This window comes from Gluconobacter sp. GP1, from assembly GCF_032913585.1.
In the GTDB taxonomy this organism is placed as follows: Bacteria; Pseudomonadota; Alphaproteobacteria; order Acetobacterales; family Acetobacteraceae; genus Gluconobacter; species Gluconobacter cerinus.
This window is the reverse complement of sequence record NZ_JASGXC010000004.1, coordinates 13,403-30,201: the sequence shown is the minus strand read 5'-3', so window position 1 is coordinate 30,201 and position 16,799 is coordinate 13,403. Positions and strand designations below refer to the sequence as shown.

Genomic DNA, 16,799 nt, shown 5'->3' with positions numbered 1-16,799 from the left:
AGTTGCAGCAATCAGCGGGAAATCACCTGCCGATTTACGTCCTGATCTTTTCTCTAAAGATGATGGTCTTCCAGCATGAGCATTCTTCATACCCTCAAGCGTAAGCTTCGCTCATGCTGCCGTCAGCAAGATGCTGTCTCGGCATCTGAGGCGGATTTTGGATATCGGCCCTTCCGGCCGGTCTACCCGGAAGATCTTGTGACAGTTCCTCCGATGCCAGAAGAGAGCCAGCCCGCACAAAAAGTGGAACTGGAGCCTTGGGTTCTTGCTGCGCTGGAGCGCATGGAAAGCATCGGTGCAGCGGAAAGGCTTTGGACGTCTGAGCCTACTCAAGAAGAGATCAGAGCATTTGACTCGAAGTCGGCTGAAGAACAGCTCGAAATCCTTAATACGCTGCTTGCAAGAGTAAATATTCTTCGTGGCAGTATATTTGGAGCATCTGCAAATTTCCAAACCGTCCTGTCTGGAAATGTCATCGGTATTCAGTACCGTGATACGAAGGACGGTTCAGAATGAGAGCTCGTTACCGCATCGTAAGGCGGTTTATGGACCGCTCTTTATTAAGTTCACTGATCCTGTTTTCTAAGACCTCACGCAGCTCTTTCAATACCTCGTACTCCAATGCGAGTAGCGACTGGCCTTCAGGTGAAAATTCCTTTGGCGCCTGGAAAGAAATGCCAAAAGTTGCTTTCCTGTCTCCTTGTTCTGAAGACGCTCTGATTTTAACTTTTACAGTGCCATCATTGGCGCGTTTGAAAGATGCAATCTTAGCAGCCGTTTTATACACGGAATCGTCTCCTGTTGGTTGTGGTGACTACAGGATGAACGATCGTGGTCAGGGACGCGAGTCCTCGACCATAGCGAGAGGAGCGTGCGTATGACACTGCTTTCCCGCATCAAAACAGCGACTCAGATGGCAGTAAAAGCTATCGGCGGTGTAGATCCAGCAGCAGAGGCTTCAAGAGTCAGTCGTGCACGGATCTCTGAATACCAGAAGCGCCATTCTTCCTCGGTTATTCCCGTGGATGTGGCTGTCGCTCTGGATGAGTTTGCCCAGGAACCGCTGATCCTGACGGTTATGGCGCAGCATCTTGGATATGTCCTGGTGCCCGTCCACGTTGGGGAAGGACATATTCCGTCCAGCATGGAACTGGTGGCCAAGCGCGCAGGCGATACCATGACGACGACTGTCCGGATCATGGCGGACGGCGTTATCGATGATGGTGAGGCTGTCGAACTCGAAGCCGAACTTTGCAAGCTGCAGACGGCAGTAAGCCATGGCCTTCGTGCCGTTCGGTCCCGTATCAAGAAGGGATCGCAGCCATGACGATCCAGATCCCAGCCACGTTTGACCGTGACAACGTTCCATCGATGGCATTCCTGAAAGTTTTGCCGGCCGAACAGCGGGGAGTGTTCCACTCTCTGATGGAAGCCCTCAAAGCCGCTCGGGACGTCGTGTTCCGCGTTGGCGGCCGTGCGTTAGATGATGCCCAGGTGGCGCAGATGGCGTGCGAGAATGTCGATGTGCTGCAGCGTGTTTTGCCGGAACTCGAGTTCACCCGCTTCATCCTTCGCGATGAGGACGGGGCGCTTTACAGCCCTCACCTCGTAGAATGCCATATCCGCCGCGAAGAACGCGCTCAGGCACGCGCAGAAAAGCAACGTCGCCTGGAGGAGTTTCAGGAGCGTCAGGACGCAGGCCAATTTGCTTCGGACGCGAGCGTGAAAGTGATGACGTCTCGTGCCAATGCCGCAAAGGGTGGACGTCCTCGCAAGGGAGAAACGGCCGAAGAAGCGCGTGACCGCCGGGAACGTGAAGCCGTTCAGCAGCGTGAAATGCGTTTGCTGTCGGCCGTATCAGGTGGGCGTGTTTCGGAAACTGAAAACCAAAACCAGTTTTCAAAAACGGTTTTGGTTTCCGGGGTTTCGGTTTCAAAACCGGTTTCTAGGTTTTCCGTAGATCTAGAAGTAGAGAAAGATATATCCCCTTCTGATTCTAATTCTACGAAACCGGCTGAAACCGAAACCGAGAAACCGGCTCTTGGGATTTCAGAAGCCCTGATCTCCCAGACCGTCGCCCGCGTTCTCAAGATTGGACGCCTCCCTGACGGTCAGGCCGGTTTTGCCAAGAGCATTTGCGGTCGCCTCCTGCGGGACGGCATCCCGGCTGATGTTCTGGTCGAGGCTGTGAAGCAGCACACCGAGAAAATGGCTCTGAACGGCGACACAGCCTACAAAATGGGCGCTTTTCGCAAGCCTATCGAACGGTTTTGGGCCGATCATCAAGCCGGTGTTTCGACTAACCCAGTGCCAGAACCTACCCCTCGTGAAGAGTGGGAAGACCGTGCGCTGGAGGCTTACGCCAAGGCACAGAAGATCTGGAGTGAAGCCTTTCATCTCCAGCGGGACTACTCAGCCGTGAAGCGCGAATGGCCGGAATTGGCCCAGAAGCATGACCTGCCCGCCTGCCCTGTTGAGCGCGCCGCGTATTTGGACTGGTACCGCCCGCAGGCTCAGGCCGCATGAAAGCACTCCGGCGCGCCCTCGCCTCCTTCACCCATTCTGAATTCATCATGGTCCGCTCTGAACGTGACCAGGCGCAGCGTACTGCCCTGGCACTGGAGCGGACTGTGGCGGATCAAGCCCTGGAGATTGTCACACTCCAGGCCCGTCTGGCTCGGCTCACCTCGAACCGGGATGCCGACGGCCGATTTATAAAGCGCAACCCCACATGAACGTGGAATGCAAATGACTACTGCCGCTGAGGCAACTCGACCAATTGAAGACGCCGTCCCCATGCAGGGGGCTTGGAAAAACCGCATCGCTCTCGCTGAACTGGACCAGGGAAAAGATAGACCACCCATTGAGGTCTTACGCCGTGGAGCTGGCCTCTACGGCTTGCTGCGTTCCGGAACCATCACCCAGCGCCACGTCGATGCCGCCCAGAGGTGGGCGCGTGATTTCGAGACTGGCATTATGGGCGCATCAGATCCTGAGCGCCGTGGATCCGGCGGTGGCGACATCCACGACATGCTTATCGCCCGTTCGGCTGCTGTGGCGCGGTGTGAGAATATCAGACGCAGGCTGGGCCGCTATGCGTCAGATTTGCTGGTGCTGCTTATCTTGGACGGGCTATCGTTTGGAAAAATCGCGGAGTACTACGGGAAGAACCGTCAGGGAATGACAGGAGCTGCCGAGTTACTGCTCGAGCAGTTAGCTGATTACTATGAGAGTTTTTAGGCGCTTTATATATTTATCAGAAATCCACTTATCTTATGTACCTGTTGAGCTTATCAACGAAATAAGCATATATTCTCAAATCAGCTCGATTCCTCAGTGATTCGCATATAAATTTAGCAACAGAAGAATGTCTGTATGACTTTTAAAGAAATAAGTAATGATCAGGATTCGGATAGCAATAGCTTTGAAGAACGCGCTGATCAATTATCCACCAAAGAACTTAGAGAAGAAACTATTGTTGAGGACGTATTTAATACAGTAAAAAAAGAATTGATTTCTAGAGGATTAATATTACTTGAAGGACCTCGTGGATGTGGCAAAACGCACATGATGCGTTATGTCGACTTGGCATGCACGGAAGATGCAACCAAACCCATGGCCGTCTACGTCAGCTTCAATCGATATCTTCGCTTGGAGCCTTTATTAGGTATTAGGTCTGATGCTCTTAATCTCTTCCAAGCATGGGCCCTTGCTCTTCTAGTTAAAGCAACTACGGAAAAAGCAAAAATTCTTCTCAAAAATTCTGATTACGATTCGAAAGAACTGGTTGGAATTTCAATGGACGAAATAAATTCATTAATATCAAAACTTGAACACGGAAAAGAACCGTCAAAAACAGAGGAAAAAATTGCCGAACTATTAAACGTTGACAAGGTATTAGGATATATACGCGATATATGCGGCGCTTCAGGAAGAAAAAGAACAGTACTCCTCCTTGATGACGCGGCATTAACTCTTAGCAAAGACTTATTAATAGAGTTTTTTGATTTATTAAGAGTTTTAAAGGCGCATGATATTTCGCCAAAAGCGTCTGTGTACCCCGGAACAACAGAATACGGACCACGATTTCATGTTGATCATGAAGGCAAGAGAGTTGAAGCTTGGCTTTCGCTAAGCCATCCAAAATATTTGGATGTAATGAAAAACATTGCTCATGCAAGATATCAGCATGCGACGACGCCCATACCTGAAGACATTGATAAAGTGCTCATGTATGCTGCCTTTGGGATACCTCGGGCCTACCTTACCCTTTTAAGAGAGTGGATTGAAACGAAAGATCGACATGGCCAGTCTGCTTTAAATCAAATAATTCGTAGTCATCGTGAAGCACGACTGGCTGAATTCCGATCATTGTCTACAAAGCTTCCAACCTTAGCAACTCTAGTCCGAACGGGAGAAGTAATATTTAATGCGATAATTTCAGAATTAGTAAAACAGAACCGAGAGCTTATCCAAAAACAAGAAAAACAACTTTTAATTGGAATCCCTACTACTGACTTAAATTCCATGACCCAAAGAATGCTGAGTCTTTTAGTGGAGGTCGGCCTCATACGGCAAGAAAGCGAAGTATCTCATGGCCCGGAGCGGTCATACATACGCCTTATGCCCCATATAGGTGCCTTGATCGCCAATCGGGCCTTTGAAGCAGGACGCGGTGGAAGTGCTCGAAAAATTATAAATGCGCTTTCCTTCCCAGACACAAAACATCCTGTGCGACGCTCATTAAATAATCTTGTTGGCGAAAAGACAATATTAGGCCTTCATTTAGATGAGCCGCCTTGTCAAAAATGTGGTACTCTGCGACTCAGTTTAAGTCAAAAATTTTGCCATTCGTGTGGAACAAAACTTCTAAACGAATCTACCTTTGAGCACTGCATGAAAATTTCTTTGGACGAAGTTCCAGGACTGAGTGCTTTCAAAAGAACCAGCTTGAAAGGTGTAGGGCTAGACACTATCGGACAGTTTTTAGCTATGACAGATCCTGGCAGTACCATCCGGCGCTCTCCTGGTATTGGTGAAGTTAGAGCAGGGCAAGTTATTTCCACCATTGAAAATTACGTTGATGAGTTTTTGAGCTAATCATGACAAATAACCCTAATTGGAATAATATAGTATCCGTGCAGGTTGTTCATCGCCCAGATACTTGGCTTATGTTCCGTGAAAATGCTTCAGATCCTCAAATTAGTCCTATAGATTCTTTTATTAAAAATACAAATATTATTAATACACTATATTTTTCCTCGATAGGACCAGAAGATCAAATATCTCCTGAACTAGGGAGTTTAGTTTTACTTGGGTACATGTCGGCTGTTGAAAGCTACTTTCGTGCAATGCTCAGGAGATGTATTCAAATCGATCCTAGTACTAAGAAAGCAGTTGAAATGATGACAATCCCGTACGGTGCGGCTGTTCATCATGAGCCCGGCCTTTTGCCGGAAGCTCTATTTGAAGGGATTTCTTTTGCTGGAAAAAAAGGAGCGATTGATTTTGTAAAAAGTGTTCTAGGAATTAAGGGACATCTGCCTTCTGAGGTCGAGACTACCCTTTCATTCTTTTTGTCGATCTGTGAAATCCGCCATTGTTGTGTACACAGATTCGGTAAACTCGGAAGCCAGAATGCTTTTAGACTTGGGTCAGAACAGCATGCGGATTTAATCGAAAAACCTTTTGAACCAACAATAGATGATCTGCAAAATATTTCAGATATTTTACGAACTTTTGTTAAAACAATAAATAATTGGGTGTGGACTGAGTTACTCAATAGAACGGTTTCATCATCCACGAATACATTCGGGACCCTACCTTGGGAATGGCGATGGTCAAATGATAAAAATATATTTGAAAATTATTATTGTCTGTTTTGTTCGCTAGAAGATAGCCCACCTTCTCGCTCCATGTTCGATATTTATGTTGATTTCGCCACGCATTGTGGCCCTTCAGGTGCACCTTTTCCAGATGAGGAAGAGGAAGAGGAAGAGGAAGCGGATTAAACTAAATAGGCTTACCTACCTTCATAACGTCTCCATTCTATAAGTCCTTGAAAAATGCTACTGGTACACCGGTCCTTGCCACCGGTGGACCATAGTAAACTGTGGTGTATCAAAGTAAGGTACGCAGGACCTTTTGGAATGAGTAAAGTGACAAACCAAGCAAGCCTCAAGCGTATTTTGTGCCGATATGATAGTCCTGAGTGGCTTGGTGAAGTTCTGATGCGCGCAGTTGGAAAAGCAACTCCCCAGTCGATTGTTGATTTAGGCAGTGGTGGAGGTGCGCTTTCAATTGCTGCGCTTGCAAGGTGGAACCCCTCTGAATTATACACCGTAGATCTCGACAAAAATGCAAGTGAAGAAATCATTGGCGCATTGTCACTGTATAAGAACTTATCACATTACCACTTAAATATAGACTTAATGCAAACGCTTCCATTAAATCCGTTTGCATCAATAGCTGGATCAGTAGATTTAGTAGTATCTAATCCTCCATACCGTTCTGCACAATGGAATCCAGAACTTGATCTTATTCTCGAACAAGCAGGTTTTCCTAAACCTTCGACTTTATGTGGAGATATTCCTACTGATCTTATTTTTGTGGCTCAAGCACTCAATCTAGTCCGGCCAGGCGGAAGTGTGGGCCTAATTTTACCGGATTCTATGATATCTGGAAAAGCCATGACACCTTTCCGGCAAGCATTAGTCAAAGAACATCGTATAACGCGCGTTATTCAGTTACCTCGAAGAGCTTTTAAAGGCACCGATGCGCAAACATATGTAGTCGTGCTAGAGCGCGGAAAATCATCTTTGCCTGTACGCCTCGATCGAATTCTCGATAATAATGCCTGGATGCAATCTATTGAAATTAGTATAGACAGCGCATCACTTCGGATGGATCATGGATTTCACTTTCAAAATCGTCTTTTAAAAAAGAATGATCGCAAGTCATTACGTGATCTAGGCGTAGAAGTACGGCGAGGAACACTCAGTTCGAATGAACTGGCACAATCTCCTCACCCTACGTTCCATACCTGCAATTTTCCCCCAAACCTTGGGGCAGGCGTAGACTTACAGGGACCAGAATTAACGCAAGAAGAGACTGGTGTGTGGGCAGAAAAAGGCGATATTTTACTAGCTCGTGTCGATAGAAATTTAGAGCGTAAGATTGCTTTTGTTGCAAAAGGTCAAGCAAAATTATCAGACTGTGTTCTGCGTATTCGCTGTCCTCGTCAATTACAGCAGAAAGTATTAAACGGATTAATTTCAAAAGATGGCCAAGGACAAATTTCAGCCCGTGTCAGAGGTACCGGTGCAAGACATATCAGTGTTAGTGCTCTTCTTGACATCTTGGTTTGAATATTTTTTACGAATCTTTCGTTGACCTGAAACAGGATTGGAGCTTAGATATATACAATACCGATTATGGCATCCATATCTTATCAGGCTTTAAACCCCGGTTGCTAGAATGTTTGTGCGGTATTCGGCTTAGCCGATCAATTCACAGTAATGGTAATGGGTAGATTGTCTCACCTGCGGAAAGCTGTAGAAGATATGGCCGAGCATAACTGGCCATCATGATAATCCGGAATTATATGACAGGTATGATCGGCCATATCGTCCGATAACCCGCCTAAAAGGCAAATTCTCCGTCAGATAATACCTGTTATCTGACGCTTTTTCAGGGTCTCCGCAGGATCGGAAACCTTTATAATTCAATACCTTGTCGGAGAGTTGGGCCAATGGCGCCAGCGACGGACGCGAAAAAGCTCCGTATCTCTGATGACGATCGCCTCGTGAATATGTGGCTCCACAACCGATCCGCGAACACATCCCGCGCCTATCGTGCAGATGTGGATGCGTTCCGTCAGTGGGCAGGCAAACCGCTTGTGGATGTTGTCCTGGATGACCTGCAAGGCTGGTTTGATGGCCTCGTAGGATCAGACGCCACGCGCCGTCGAAAGTTGGCGTCCGTCAAATCAGCTCTGGCCTTCGGGGTCCGCGTTGGTTTTCTGGATGTGGACGTTGGCGCAGCGCTTCGCCTGGAGCGCGGGCGCGATCGTCTCAGTGAGCGGATCCTCACGGAAGAGGATGTAAAGCGCATCATCGAACAGGAGCCCTGCCCGCGAAAGCGGGTCGCGCTCCGCGTTCTGTATTTCATGGGGCTGCGCATCTCAGAGATGTGCGCCCTCAAATGGCGAGACATGACACGGCGTCAACAGGGAGGCGTGGCCTCCGTGTTCGGCAAGGGAAACAAGACACGCCATGTGCTTGTCCCCGCAAAGCTGTGGAAAGAGATCGTGGCTGTGAGAGCAGACGACTGGCGTCCCGATACGCCTGTCGTCCCCGGCCACGATGGGAGCCCGCTTCACTTGAGAGCGGCACATCGCCTCGTGAAGCGGGCGGCGAAGCGTGCCGGATTGCCTGATGCCTCTGCGCACTGGTTCCGGCACGCCCATGCCTCACACGCATTGGACAACGGCGCACCCGCCCATGTTGTCCAGCAGACTTTGGGACATTCCGACCTGAAGACCACCACTCGATACGCCCACGTCCGAGAGGGCGATGGCGGCGGCAATTACCTGAAAGACTGACGCCTCACGAAGCGGCGGCGTCGGCCATTATTGGAGAGCGCTATGAGCACCCGATACCGACGACGCCCCGAGACACCAGCCGAGCTCCGGGCCGAGCATGTGGACTTCTGGACCCGCGCAGCCGAGCGCTACGAACGCACGGCACACCATGCCCGGATGCCAGGAATGAAGATCTGGGCCGCTGCCGAGGCACGTCGCGCCCGCGCAGTCGAGGCCAAGCGCAAGCGAGAACAGGCATGAGCCACAATCCCGACGATTACATGAAGGATTCCGCTGGACGCCTTGTCCCGCGTGCGAACGTGAAGCCTGAAGACCTTCTTCAGGACGAACTGGTCAAGAAGCTCTTCGAGCGTGCCCGCGCCATTCGTGAGCTGATGCGCCAGTTTCGTGAGGATGCGGACAGCGATATCCGGGCTTTTCTGGACCTTCTGGCTGAACAGTATGGAGCCAAGAAAGGCGGTGCGAAGGGCAATCTGACGCTGTCGACCTATGACGGCTGCGAGCGCGTGACCATCGCCATCAGTGACACCATCACGTTCGGCCCTGAACTCCAGATCGCCAAGGAACTGGTGGACAGCTGCCTGACACGCTGGACGGAAGGCGGAAACGCCAACATCCGCGCTGTTGTCACGGATGCCTTTGACGTGGGCAAGGAAGGCAAGCTGAACGTCTCGAAGATCCTGGGCTTGCGCCGGCTCTCGATTGACGATGAGGAATGGAAGCGCGCCATGCAGGCCATCACTGACGCAGTGAAGGTCAATGCCTCTCGCAGTTACATCCGTTTTCACGAACGCGCCTCACCTGATGGCGCGTTCGTTCAGGTGCCATTGGATATCGCCAAGGCATGAGCCTTCTACGGTGCATCAACAACGGTCTGACAGTGCTGGACACCAGCATTGCCCGCGTTCCTCCCAAGACTGCGGATGCGTTCTACGTGTCGAAGGAATGGCGAGGCCTGATGGCCACCGTCCTCAAACAGCGTGGACGCGTCTGCGAGCGCTGCGGCCGCACGAGCTGCCGGATCTTCGGTGATCACATCGTTGAGCTGAAGGATGGCGGTGCGAAGCTGGACCCGAAGAACGTCCAGATGCTCTGTGGTTCGTGCCACACGGCCAAGACGGCGCAGGCCAGAGCAAGGCGAACCGCCAAAAACTGGTGAAAATGGCGGAAAACTAACGTTTTTTCATCTCGACACGTCAAACCATACCGAAATGGTACGGATTGAAGGGGGTGGGTCGGATCTTCAGGCCGGCCCAGGGGGCGTAACCGCGCCAGTCCCACGCGTGAAAATTTTTCCTGAAATTACGAAATGAGGTGCGCACCATCCTGCGCAGGACGGTCCAGAATGTCGAAGAAACCGCCAACAGACTGGGCGGAAATTGCCAACGCTTATTGCGCGGGAAGCCTGTCAAACCGCCAGATTGCAAAGCAATTCGGGATTGCTGAAAGCACCCTGCGCAAGCGCATCGCGTCTGAAGGATGGGAGAAAACAGCCGCGCAAAAGGTGCGCACAACCACTCCCAAAGTGCGCACCACTGCGCACCAACGTCCAGTTGCGCAAAAACGCCTCTCACCTGTCGTTGCGGAAGCCATTCCCGAAGACCTCGAAGGCCGCCTTTTGAGCCTGGCCGAGCGCATGACCGATGAACTGGAAGACATCACGGCGCACCATGGCGAAATCTCGGAAGCGATTGAAATCGAGACCGCTAACGACGAAAATTCTCGGCGGCGGGATGCCATGATGAAAGCCATCAGCCACCCGATGCGTACGAATTCGCTCAAAACGATTGCGCAGACGGTCGCACTTTTGGGCGGCAAAGCTGGTGCCAAAAAAGGCAAGAAAGAGCAGCAGAAAGACGCGGCGGAAAACGCGTCTTCAGGTCGGTTTGCTCCGATGAACCAGCCCAAGCTCGTGGTGAACAATGGGAAGTGAGGGGACGGTCAAAACAACCTCGCGGGCACGGAAAACGACACCAAAACGATCAAGCATCAAAAAAGCGGTTAAACAGGTCGCGGCTATTACAGCGGCCGTTGCGAGCCTCACCTGGTCAACGGCCTGCCCTAATTGGGAACAGCGGATTGTTGCTCGCGAAAGCCTGATCCCCTGCGCACCACTCTTTCCTGACGCTGCCAAGCAGGGCATGGACGTTTTCAACGCCCTGAAGCTCGTCGATGTGATGGGCGAACCAACGATTGGTGAGTCCTGCCGTCCCTGGCTGAAGGATTTCGCGGCATCCTTCTTCGGATCCTACGATCCGGACACAGGCGTCCGACACATCAACGAATTCTTCCTGCTAGTCAGCAAGAAGAACACCAAGTCCACCATCGCTGCCGGCGTCATGCTGACCCAGCTCGTCCTGAACTGGCGGCGGTCTGCCGAATTTCTCATTCTGGCACCGACCAAGGAGGCAGCTGACAACGCCTTTAAACCGGCGCGAGACATGGTCCTGAACGACCCGGACCTGGACGCAATCTTCCACGTCCAGCAGTACAACCGCGTCATTACCCACCGACAGACAGGGGCCACGCTCAAAGTCGTTGCGGCTGATGGTCAGGCAGTCGTTGGCAAGAAAGCCACTGGGATCCTGATCGACGAACTGTGGGAATTCGGAAAGAAACCGACAGGCGAAAACATGATCATGGAGGCCATGGGCGGCATGTCCTCGCGGCCAGAAGGCTTCGTGATCTACCTGTCCACTCAGTCGGAAGAAGAGCCCGCAGGCGTCTTTAAATCCAAGCTGGAATATGCCCGGTCTGTCCGCGATGGAAAGCTGGAAAACAAGAAGTTCTTTCCGGTCATTTATGAGTTTCCCTTCTCTCTTATCGAGGCTGAGAAACACAAAGATCCAGACAATTGGTACATCACCAATCCGAACTACGGGCTGTCAGTCAGTGAGGAGTTCCTTCTCAGTCAGTTTGACCAGCAGAAGGAAGCCGGTGAAGGCCCGTTACGGGTCTGGATGGCAAAGCATCTGAATGTCCAAGTCGGTCTCTCCCTGCGAGAAAAGGCCTGGGCCGGTGCGAAATACTGGGAAAAGTGCGGTGATCCGAACCTGACCCTAAAAGAGCTTGTAAGACGCTCTCGTGTCCTCGTCGCCGGCATTGACGGCGGTGGCCTGGATGACTTTCTGTCCATGGTCGTTCTGGGCTGTGATGAGGAAACTGAAGAGTGGCTGCATTGGCAATGCAGCTGGGTCTTCTGCGATGTCCTCAAGACCCGCAAAGAAGAGGCTCCCCGCTATCTTGATTTCGAGAAAGAAGGCGATCTCGTCCTGGTCACACTCATGCAGGATGACATCATTGAATTGGGCGACATCGCAGAGGATCTCAACCGATCGGGCAAACTTGCCCTGATCGGGCTCGATCCGGCTGGGGTCGCGGAAATCGTCTTTGAGCTTCGCCGTCGCGGAATCGAGGAAAGCCAGATCGTCGGTGTCAGTCAGGGCTGGAAGCTCACCGGGCCAATCAAGACCCTGGAGCGCAAGCTGGCGGACGGGTCTTTCCATCATGGTGGCCGTCCCATCATGGCCTGGGCGGTTGGCAACGCCAAAGCCCAGGCACGGGGCAACAATATCGAGATCACCAAGCAGCTGGCAGGCGGAAAGAAGATCGATCCCCTGATGGCCACGTTCGATGCCGTGGCCTGTATGTCCAAAAACCCGGAGCCACCCGGACCCAAAAGCATTTTTGACCGTGAGGACCTATGGGATTCCTGAACACTATTTTCGGCGGCTCTCAACGTCCCCCCTCGGAACGGATCGAGCGTGTCTTGCCGCCCGTGGTGGCCCAGAGCCTCGAAAATCCCAGCACGACTCTTTCTGACATCGGCAACTGGGGTGAGTTTCTGGGGCTACCAGGCACCAATGATGACTGGATGCCGCCTGTCAGTGAGCGCACGGCCATGGCCTGCTCGGCGGTCTATCGATGCGTGACCCTGGAAGCCGGCGTCATCGCGGGTCTGCCGCTCAGGATCTATCGCCTGTCTGCGGACGGGCAGCGCGAAGAGCTGCCGAACCATCGTCTGATGCCACTCCTTCAGACTGCACCTTTTCCAGGGCGGGCTCTTACGGCTTTCTCCTGGCGGGAGCTCTGGGGCGTGAACATGCTGCTCTGGGGCAATCATTACAGCGCGATCCGCTACGACAACGCCGGCCGCGTTATCGGCTTCGACGCCTATATGCCCTGGCAGGTTCAAGTGGTCAGATTGCCTGGCAAGCGTGGCATCAATTTCTACGTTTGCACGGATGATGACGGCAACAGCGAAGTGCTGCACCAGGAGGACATGCTGCACATTCCCGGACCGGGCTTTGACGGAATCAAGGGCCTGTCCCGGATCCAGTCTTTTGCACGCGGATCGGTCGGCCTGGCACGCTCGATGGAAGAGCGCACAGGGCGTGTCCATCAGAACGCCTCGATGCCGAGCGGTGTCATGCAGGTGCCTGGGAAAATGTCTGATCCAGCTTTCAAACGGCTCCGCCGCCAGCTGGAAGAGGCTCACACGGGCGTGGCCAACTGGGGCAAAACGGTCATCGCGGATGAAGGGTCGAAATACACGCCCTTCCAGCTCTCGCCGCAGGACCTCCAGACCATTGAGGCCAGACGCTACCAGGTGGCGGATATTTCCCGTTTCTTCGGCGTCCCGCTTCACCTGCTGAATGAGACGGACAAAACCACGTCCTGGGGCACAGGCCTCTCCGAGAACACGCTGGCATACCTCATCTTCTCGCTCGATGCAGATCTGCGACGGATCGAAAGCGAGCTGAATTACAAGCTGTTCTCCGGCACGCGTGTGTTCGCAGAATTTGACCGGGATGGCTTGCTGTCCATGGATCCGGCCAAGACAGCGTCGGTCATGCAAAGCGAGATCTCCAGTGGTGTCAGCACCATCAATGAGGCGCGCCGGAAAAAGAACCGACCACCCGTCAAGGGCGGTGACACGCCACTAATCAACAGCACCAACGTGCCGTTGGCGACACAGGCAGCGAAGGGGCCGGATAATGCCCCGCCTGTTCCTCAACCTTCACCAGGGCAACAGGAATGAAACGCTATAATGCCCAGGCCGGCCGGTTCTCAAACCGCGCCCTCCTGGCCTTTACGCAGGCAGGGCTTCCCCAGACCCTGACCAGCCGGCCACGTGCAGACGGGCAACCGGCCGAGATCCTGCTGTATGACGAAATTGGCTTTTGGGGTGTGACGGCCAAGGACTTCGCCAACCAGCTGGCGCAGGTCGGTCCCGGCCCCATCAACTTGCGCATCAACAGCCCAGGCGGTGACGTGTTCGATGGCCTGGCCATCTATGCCTCGCTCAAGCAGCATGATGGCACGGTCAATGTCATCATCGACGGTCTGGCAGCCTCGGCGGCCTCCTATATCGCTTTGGCAGGCGATACGGTCATGATCGCACCAAACGCCTTCATGATGATCCACAATGCCTGGGGCCTTGTCGTCGGCAACAAAGCGGACATGACAGCCACGGCCGGTGTCATGGCCAAGATCGATGGTCAGATGGCGGCCCTCTACTCCGGAAAAACCGGCCAGAGTGTCGAAGAGATTTCCGCACTGATGGATGCCGAGACCTGGTTTACGGCCGAAGAGGCCAAGGATGCAGGTCTGGCAGACGTCATCGTGAATGATGACCGCACGACCTCGCCATCCGCCAAGATCGATCTGACACCTGATAAAGATGTCCTCGCACTGGCGGCCGATATGGCGCTCTGCTCGCGTCGGCGCATGGCCCGTCTGGCCGAGGCCGAAAACACCCTCTGACCATGCTCTGACTGACCTCCAGGGGAGGCAGGATCAGACATGACTTTACGGTAGCGCGCCGCACAGGCGCAGCATGCCCGTTTCCTATCTAAAACAGGACATTCCATGCGTTCCAAGGAACTACGCGCCAAGCGTGCGAAGCTGATTTCTGACGCCCGCGCCCTGATCAACGGCGAAACCGTCACCGCAGAACAGAACACCCAGTTCGATGCCATGATGACCGAGGCAGATGAACTGAAGGCCCGAATTGACCGCATTGAGGCAGCAGAACTTGCCGAGGCTGAACTGGCTGGCCAGATCGCTGCCCGTGGCGAAGACGAAGGCCGGGGCGCTGACGAACAGCGTGATCGTGAAACACAGGAAGTCCGCGTCTTCGGGGCCTGGTTGCGTGGCGGCATGGACAACCTTGCTGGAGAGGACCGTGTCTTCGCACTTAACCAGGCGCGTCTAGGCACTGAGTTCCGTGCAGCACAAAGCACCCAGTCTGGCCAGGCTGGCGGCTATCTTGTCCCGCCACTTTTTGCTGATCAGCTTCTGGTCGCTCTGAAGAGCTACTTCACGGCACTGGATCTGTTCGACGAAATCCCCACCGCATCAGGTGCACCGCTTCCTTGGCCAACGAACGATGACACATCCGCCCGTGCGAAGATCATCGGTGAAAATACCACGATCAGCACCAGCGACCTGAAGTTCGGCATCTCCAACGTCCTGGCCTATCTGTACGCTACGGATGCCGTCCTGGTGCCCTGGACGCTGATGCAGGATTCCTTCCTTGATCTGGACGCCTTCCTGCGCGGCGCTCTGGCGACGCGCTTCGGGCGCACACTGGCAGATGATCTGACGGTAGGTACCGGCACGAATATGCCGCAGGGTGTCTGCACGGCCGCAGGGGTAGGCGCTACCACGAGCACCGTTGCCGTTGGCTATGACGACATTCTCGACCTGCAGCACAGCGTGGATCCAGCCTATCGTCAGGGCGCTTCGTTCATGTTGAACGACATGACGTTCAAGGCTCTGCGCAAGCTGAAGGACAATGAAGGCCGTCCGCTCTGGTCTCCATCCATTGCTGCTGGCGCACCGGACATGTTCGCGGGCTCGCCTCTGAACATCAATCAGAGCATGCCTGACATCGGGGCAGGCAATAAGGCCATGCTGTTCGGTAACTTCAAGAACTACAAGTTCCGCAACGTGAAGGGCGTATCAGTCGTGCGCCTGAATGAGCGCTATGCCGACGCTCTCCAGACCGCCTTCTTCGGGTATGCCCGCTTCGGCGGCGGCCTGCCGGGTGCCGGAACGGCCATCAAGGCGCTCCAGACAGGGGCAGCTGGCGGCGGCAACTGATCTCAAGCAGGAGACTGATCGATGAGAAGCATAGCCCTCGGGTCAGCTCCTGCCTTGGTGCCTCTGGCCTCACTCGATGACCTCAAGGCAGATCTGGGCATCACGGATGCCCAGTCTGACACAGACTTCCAGCGCTTCCTTCTGGATGCGACTGAGGCCGTCCTGGCATTTATTGGGCGACCTCTTCTGTATCAGACCTGGCAGGACCAGATCTTTGTGCGGCCTTTCCCGCGCACGCTGTCTCTGCTCCTGGGCGTGTATCCCGTTCAGAAAGTGACAGCCGTCACGCGCAACGGAATAGCGCTTGCACAAGACGCGCTTGACGATCTGGTCATCGATGACGATTGCGGCGAGGTGTTCCGGCCCGATGTGTCTCATCCTTTCTGGCCTCCGGGGCGATATCTGGTCACGTATGAGGCTGGCTATAGGCTGCCAGGCAAGAATGAGGACGGCACGGCGGATCCGGGAACATTCCCAGGTCCGATTGCGCTGGCTGTTCGGCGCGTTGCCGCAGCGGCCTATCACGCACAAGGCCGGGATCAGGCTCTGAAGTCAGAAAACGAACAGGGTGTCGGATCCACAAGCTGGGTCACACCCGACCCGGCCCTGGGCGGCCTGACACCGGAAGCCGCAGGCCTCGTTCAGAGCTTTCGGGCGGTAAAGGGCACCTGATGAGCTACAGAGCAGACCGACGACGACGCCAGATCCGCAGCAAGGGGCGCCCGATGCGCCTGGTGACGGCCAACAAGATCAAGTCCGTTGAACTGTTGGGCTATGCCCCGCCGCCTACGGCCGCCACGATCGATGCGACATTGCCGACCGAGTCATTCATTGCCCAGATCCTGAACGATGAACTGTCAGCAGCCGGCTACGGGCCTCCTCTCAAAGGAGACCGCCTGTTCGACGGCGTGCGCGAATACACGCTGACGGATGCGTCCCCAGTCTATGACGGGGCAACCCTCTGTGGCTGGGCCCTTATTACAGCAGGTGGAACATGACCTCTCCCGTCGTCTGGCAAGACGCCTTTGACCGCGCCAAGGCTGCGGGGGCTGCCCTCGGGCTGACAGTTCTGGATGCCCTGGAGCAACAG

At 53.7% G+C, this 16,799-nt stretch carries 20 protein-coding genes; 19 read left to right on the top strand and 1 reads right to left on the bottom strand.

What is annotated here, in order from left to right; genetic code table 11:
- Window positions 1–75: 75 nt before the first annotated feature.
- A complete protein-coding gene (locus R5H23_RS11515) occupies window positions 76–516 on the top strand; it encodes a hypothetical protein (RefSeq protein ID WP_317215523.1) in 441 nt (146 codons plus the stop codon).
- Window positions 517–523: 7 nt separating this feature from the next.
- On the opposite strand, the gene R5H23_RS11510 is transcribed toward R5H23_RS11515, so the two are convergent.
- Window positions 524–787: a hypothetical protein gene (locus tag R5H23_RS11510; protein ID WP_317215522.1), complete on the bottom strand. Its 264-nt coding sequence runs from the start codon at window positions 785–787 to the stop codon at window positions 524–526.
- Between the two features lie 90 nt (window positions 788–877).
- Here R5H23_RS11510 and R5H23_RS11505 point away from each other — a divergent pair, with 90 nt between their 5' ends.
- From R5H23_RS11505 to R5H23_RS11420, 18 genes are all read left to right on the top strand, one after another.
- Window positions 878–1,327 carry a phage regulatory CII family protein gene (locus tag R5H23_RS11505; protein ID WP_317215521.1) on the top strand — a complete coding sequence of 150 codons (450 nt, stop codon included), beginning with the start codon at window positions 878–880 and terminating at the stop codon, window positions 1,325–1,327.
- Window positions 1,324–2,526, top strand: coding sequence for a hypothetical protein (locus tag R5H23_RS11500; protein ID WP_317215520.1), 1,203 nt, complete (start codon window positions 1,324–1,326; stop codon window positions 2,524–2,526). Before R5H23_RS11505 ends, R5H23_RS11500 begins: the two co-directional genes overlap by 4 nt.
- The gene (locus R5H23_RS11495; RefSeq protein ID WP_317215519.1) at window positions 2,523–2,735 is read left to right on the top strand and encodes a hypothetical protein; all 213 of its coding nucleotides are present in this window, start codon (window positions 2,523–2,525) and stop codon (window positions 2,733–2,735) included. Before R5H23_RS11500 ends, R5H23_RS11495 begins: the two co-directional genes overlap by 4 nt.
- A gap of 13 nt (window positions 2,736–2,748) precedes the next feature.
- Window positions 2,749–3,240 carry a hypothetical protein gene (locus tag R5H23_RS11490; RefSeq protein WP_317215518.1) on the top strand — a complete coding sequence of 164 codons (492 nt, stop codon included), beginning with the start codon at window positions 2,749–2,751 and terminating at the stop codon, window positions 3,238–3,240.
- A 135-nt stretch (window positions 3,241–3,375) separates the two neighbouring features.
- On the top strand, window positions 3,376–5,100 hold the full coding sequence (locus R5H23_RS11485; protein ID WP_317215517.1) for a hypothetical protein: 1,725 nt from the start codon (window positions 3,376–3,378) through the stop codon (window positions 5,098–5,100).
- A 2-nt stretch (window positions 5,101–5,102) separates the two neighbouring features.
- Window positions 5,103–6,011, top strand: coding sequence for a hypothetical protein (locus R5H23_RS11480; RefSeq protein ID WP_317215516.1), 909 nt, complete (start codon window positions 5,103–5,105; stop codon window positions 6,009–6,011).
- A gap of 138 nt (window positions 6,012–6,149) precedes the next feature.
- Window positions 6,150–7,367: an N-6 DNA methylase gene (locus tag R5H23_RS11475; RefSeq protein WP_317215515.1), complete on the top strand. Its 1,218-nt coding sequence runs from the start codon at window positions 6,150–6,152 to the stop codon at window positions 7,365–7,367.
- Between the two features lie 383 nt (window positions 7,368–7,750).
- Window positions 7,751–8,602, top strand: coding sequence for a tyrosine-type recombinase/integrase (locus R5H23_RS11470; protein WP_317215514.1), 852 nt, complete (start codon window positions 7,751–7,753; stop codon window positions 8,600–8,602).
- Window positions 8,603–8,644: 42 nt separating this feature from the next.
- Window positions 8,645–8,842: a hypothetical protein gene (locus R5H23_RS11465; protein WP_317215513.1), complete on the top strand. Its 198-nt coding sequence runs from the start codon at window positions 8,645–8,647 to the stop codon at window positions 8,840–8,842.
- Complete coding sequence (locus R5H23_RS11460) at window positions 8,839–9,450, top strand: DUF3164 family protein (protein WP_317215512.1); 612 nt, start codon at window positions 8,839–8,841, stop codon at window positions 9,448–9,450. The genes R5H23_RS11465 and R5H23_RS11460 overlap by 4 nt, the downstream gene beginning before the upstream one ends.
- A complete protein-coding gene (locus R5H23_RS11455) occupies window positions 9,447–9,761 on the top strand; it encodes an HNH endonuclease (RefSeq protein ID WP_317215511.1) in 315 nt (104 codons plus the stop codon). The genes R5H23_RS11460 and R5H23_RS11455 overlap by 4 nt, the downstream gene beginning before the upstream one ends.
- Window positions 9,762–9,947: 186 nt before the next feature.
- The gene (locus tag R5H23_RS11450) at window positions 9,948–10,535 is read left to right on the top strand and encodes a terminase (RefSeq protein ID WP_317215510.1); all 588 of its coding nucleotides are present in this window, start codon (window positions 9,948–9,950) and stop codon (window positions 10,533–10,535) included.
- The gene (locus tag R5H23_RS11445) at window positions 10,525–12,318 is read left to right on the top strand and encodes a terminase large subunit (protein ID WP_317215509.1); all 1,794 of its coding nucleotides are present in this window, start codon (window positions 10,525–10,527) and stop codon (window positions 12,316–12,318) included. Before R5H23_RS11450 ends, R5H23_RS11445 begins: the two co-directional genes overlap by 11 nt.
- Window positions 12,306–13,643, top strand: a complete 1,338-nt coding sequence (locus R5H23_RS11440) for a phage portal protein (protein WP_317215508.1) — start codon at window positions 12,306–12,308, stop codon at window positions 13,641–13,643. The genes R5H23_RS11445 and R5H23_RS11440 overlap by 13 nt, the downstream gene beginning before the upstream one ends.
- Complete coding sequence (locus tag R5H23_RS11435) at window positions 13,640–14,368, top strand: head maturation protease, ClpP-related (RefSeq protein WP_211512786.1); 729 nt, start codon at window positions 13,640–13,642, stop codon at window positions 14,366–14,368. Before R5H23_RS11440 ends, R5H23_RS11435 begins: the two co-directional genes overlap by 4 nt.
- 105 nt (window positions 14,369–14,473) lie before the next feature.
- Entirely contained in the window at window positions 14,474–15,709 is a 1,236-nt protein-coding gene (locus R5H23_RS11430) for a phage major capsid protein (RefSeq protein ID WP_317215506.1), read from the top strand.
- Between the two features lie 21 nt (window positions 15,710–15,730).
- Complete coding sequence (locus R5H23_RS11425; protein ID WP_317215505.1) at window positions 15,731–16,381, top strand: hypothetical protein; 651 nt, start codon at window positions 15,731–15,733, stop codon at window positions 16,379–16,381.
- Complete coding sequence (locus R5H23_RS11420; protein ID WP_317215504.1) at window positions 16,381–16,707, top strand: hypothetical protein; 327 nt, start codon at window positions 16,381–16,383, stop codon at window positions 16,705–16,707. Before R5H23_RS11425 ends, R5H23_RS11420 begins: the two co-directional genes overlap by 1 nt.
- The last annotated feature ends 92 nt before the right edge of the window (window positions 16,708–16,799 follow it).

Bases quoted from the DNA above. Each gene is read 5' to 3' on its own strand.
- R5H23_RS11515 (WP_317215523.1), top strand. From the start codon at position 76: ATGAGCATTCTTCATACCCTCAAGCGTAAGCTTCGCTCATGCTGCCGT.
- R5H23_RS11505 (WP_317215521.1), top strand. From the start codon at position 878: ATGACACTGCTTTCCCGCATCAAAACAGCGACTCAGATGGCAGTAAAA.
- R5H23_RS11500 (WP_317215520.1), top strand. From the start codon at position 1,324: ATGACGATCCAGATCCCAGCCACGTTTGACCGTGACAACGTTCCATCG.
- R5H23_RS11495 (WP_317215519.1), top strand. From the start codon at position 2,523: ATGAAAGCACTCCGGCGCGCCCTCGCCTCCTTCACCCATTCTGAATTC.
- R5H23_RS11490 (WP_317215518.1), top strand. From the start codon at position 2,749: ATGACTACTGCCGCTGAGGCAACTCGACCAATTGAAGACGCCGTCCCC.
- R5H23_RS11485 (WP_317215517.1), top strand. From the start codon at position 3,376: ATGACTTTTAAAGAAATAAGTAATGATCAGGATTCGGATAGCAATAGC.
- R5H23_RS11480 (WP_317215516.1), top strand. From the start codon at position 5,103: ATGACAAATAACCCTAATTGGAATAATATAGTATCCGTGCAGGTTGTT.
- R5H23_RS11475 (WP_317215515.1), top strand. From the start codon at position 6,150: ATGAGTAAAGTGACAAACCAAGCAAGCCTCAAGCGTATTTTGTGCCGA.
- R5H23_RS11470 (WP_317215514.1), top strand. From the start codon at position 7,751: ATGGCGCCAGCGACGGACGCGAAAAAGCTCCGTATCTCTGATGACGAT.
- R5H23_RS11465 (WP_317215513.1), top strand. From the start codon at position 8,645: ATGAGCACCCGATACCGACGACGCCCCGAGACACCAGCCGAGCTCCGG.
- R5H23_RS11460 (WP_317215512.1), top strand. From the start codon at position 8,839: ATGAGCCACAATCCCGACGATTACATGAAGGATTCCGCTGGACGCCTT.
- R5H23_RS11455 (WP_317215511.1), top strand. From the start codon at position 9,447: ATGAGCCTTCTACGGTGCATCAACAACGGTCTGACAGTGCTGGACACC.
- R5H23_RS11450 (WP_317215510.1), top strand. From the start codon at position 9,948: ATGTCGAAGAAACCGCCAACAGACTGGGCGGAAATTGCCAACGCTTAT.
- R5H23_RS11445 (WP_317215509.1), top strand. From the start codon at position 10,525: ATGGGAAGTGAGGGGACGGTCAAAACAACCTCGCGGGCACGGAAAACG.
- R5H23_RS11440 (WP_317215508.1), top strand. From the start codon at position 12,306: ATGGGATTCCTGAACACTATTTTCGGCGGCTCTCAACGTCCCCCCTCG.
- R5H23_RS11435 (WP_211512786.1), top strand. From the start codon at position 13,640: ATGAAACGCTATAATGCCCAGGCCGGCCGGTTCTCAAACCGCGCCCTC.
- R5H23_RS11430 (WP_317215506.1), top strand. From the start codon at position 14,474: ATGCGTTCCAAGGAACTACGCGCCAAGCGTGCGAAGCTGATTTCTGAC.
- R5H23_RS11425 (WP_317215505.1), top strand. From the start codon at position 15,731: ATGAGAAGCATAGCCCTCGGGTCAGCTCCTGCCTTGGTGCCTCTGGCC.
- R5H23_RS11420 (WP_317215504.1), top strand. From the start codon at position 16,381: ATGAGCTACAGAGCAGACCGACGACGACGCCAGATCCGCAGCAAGGGG.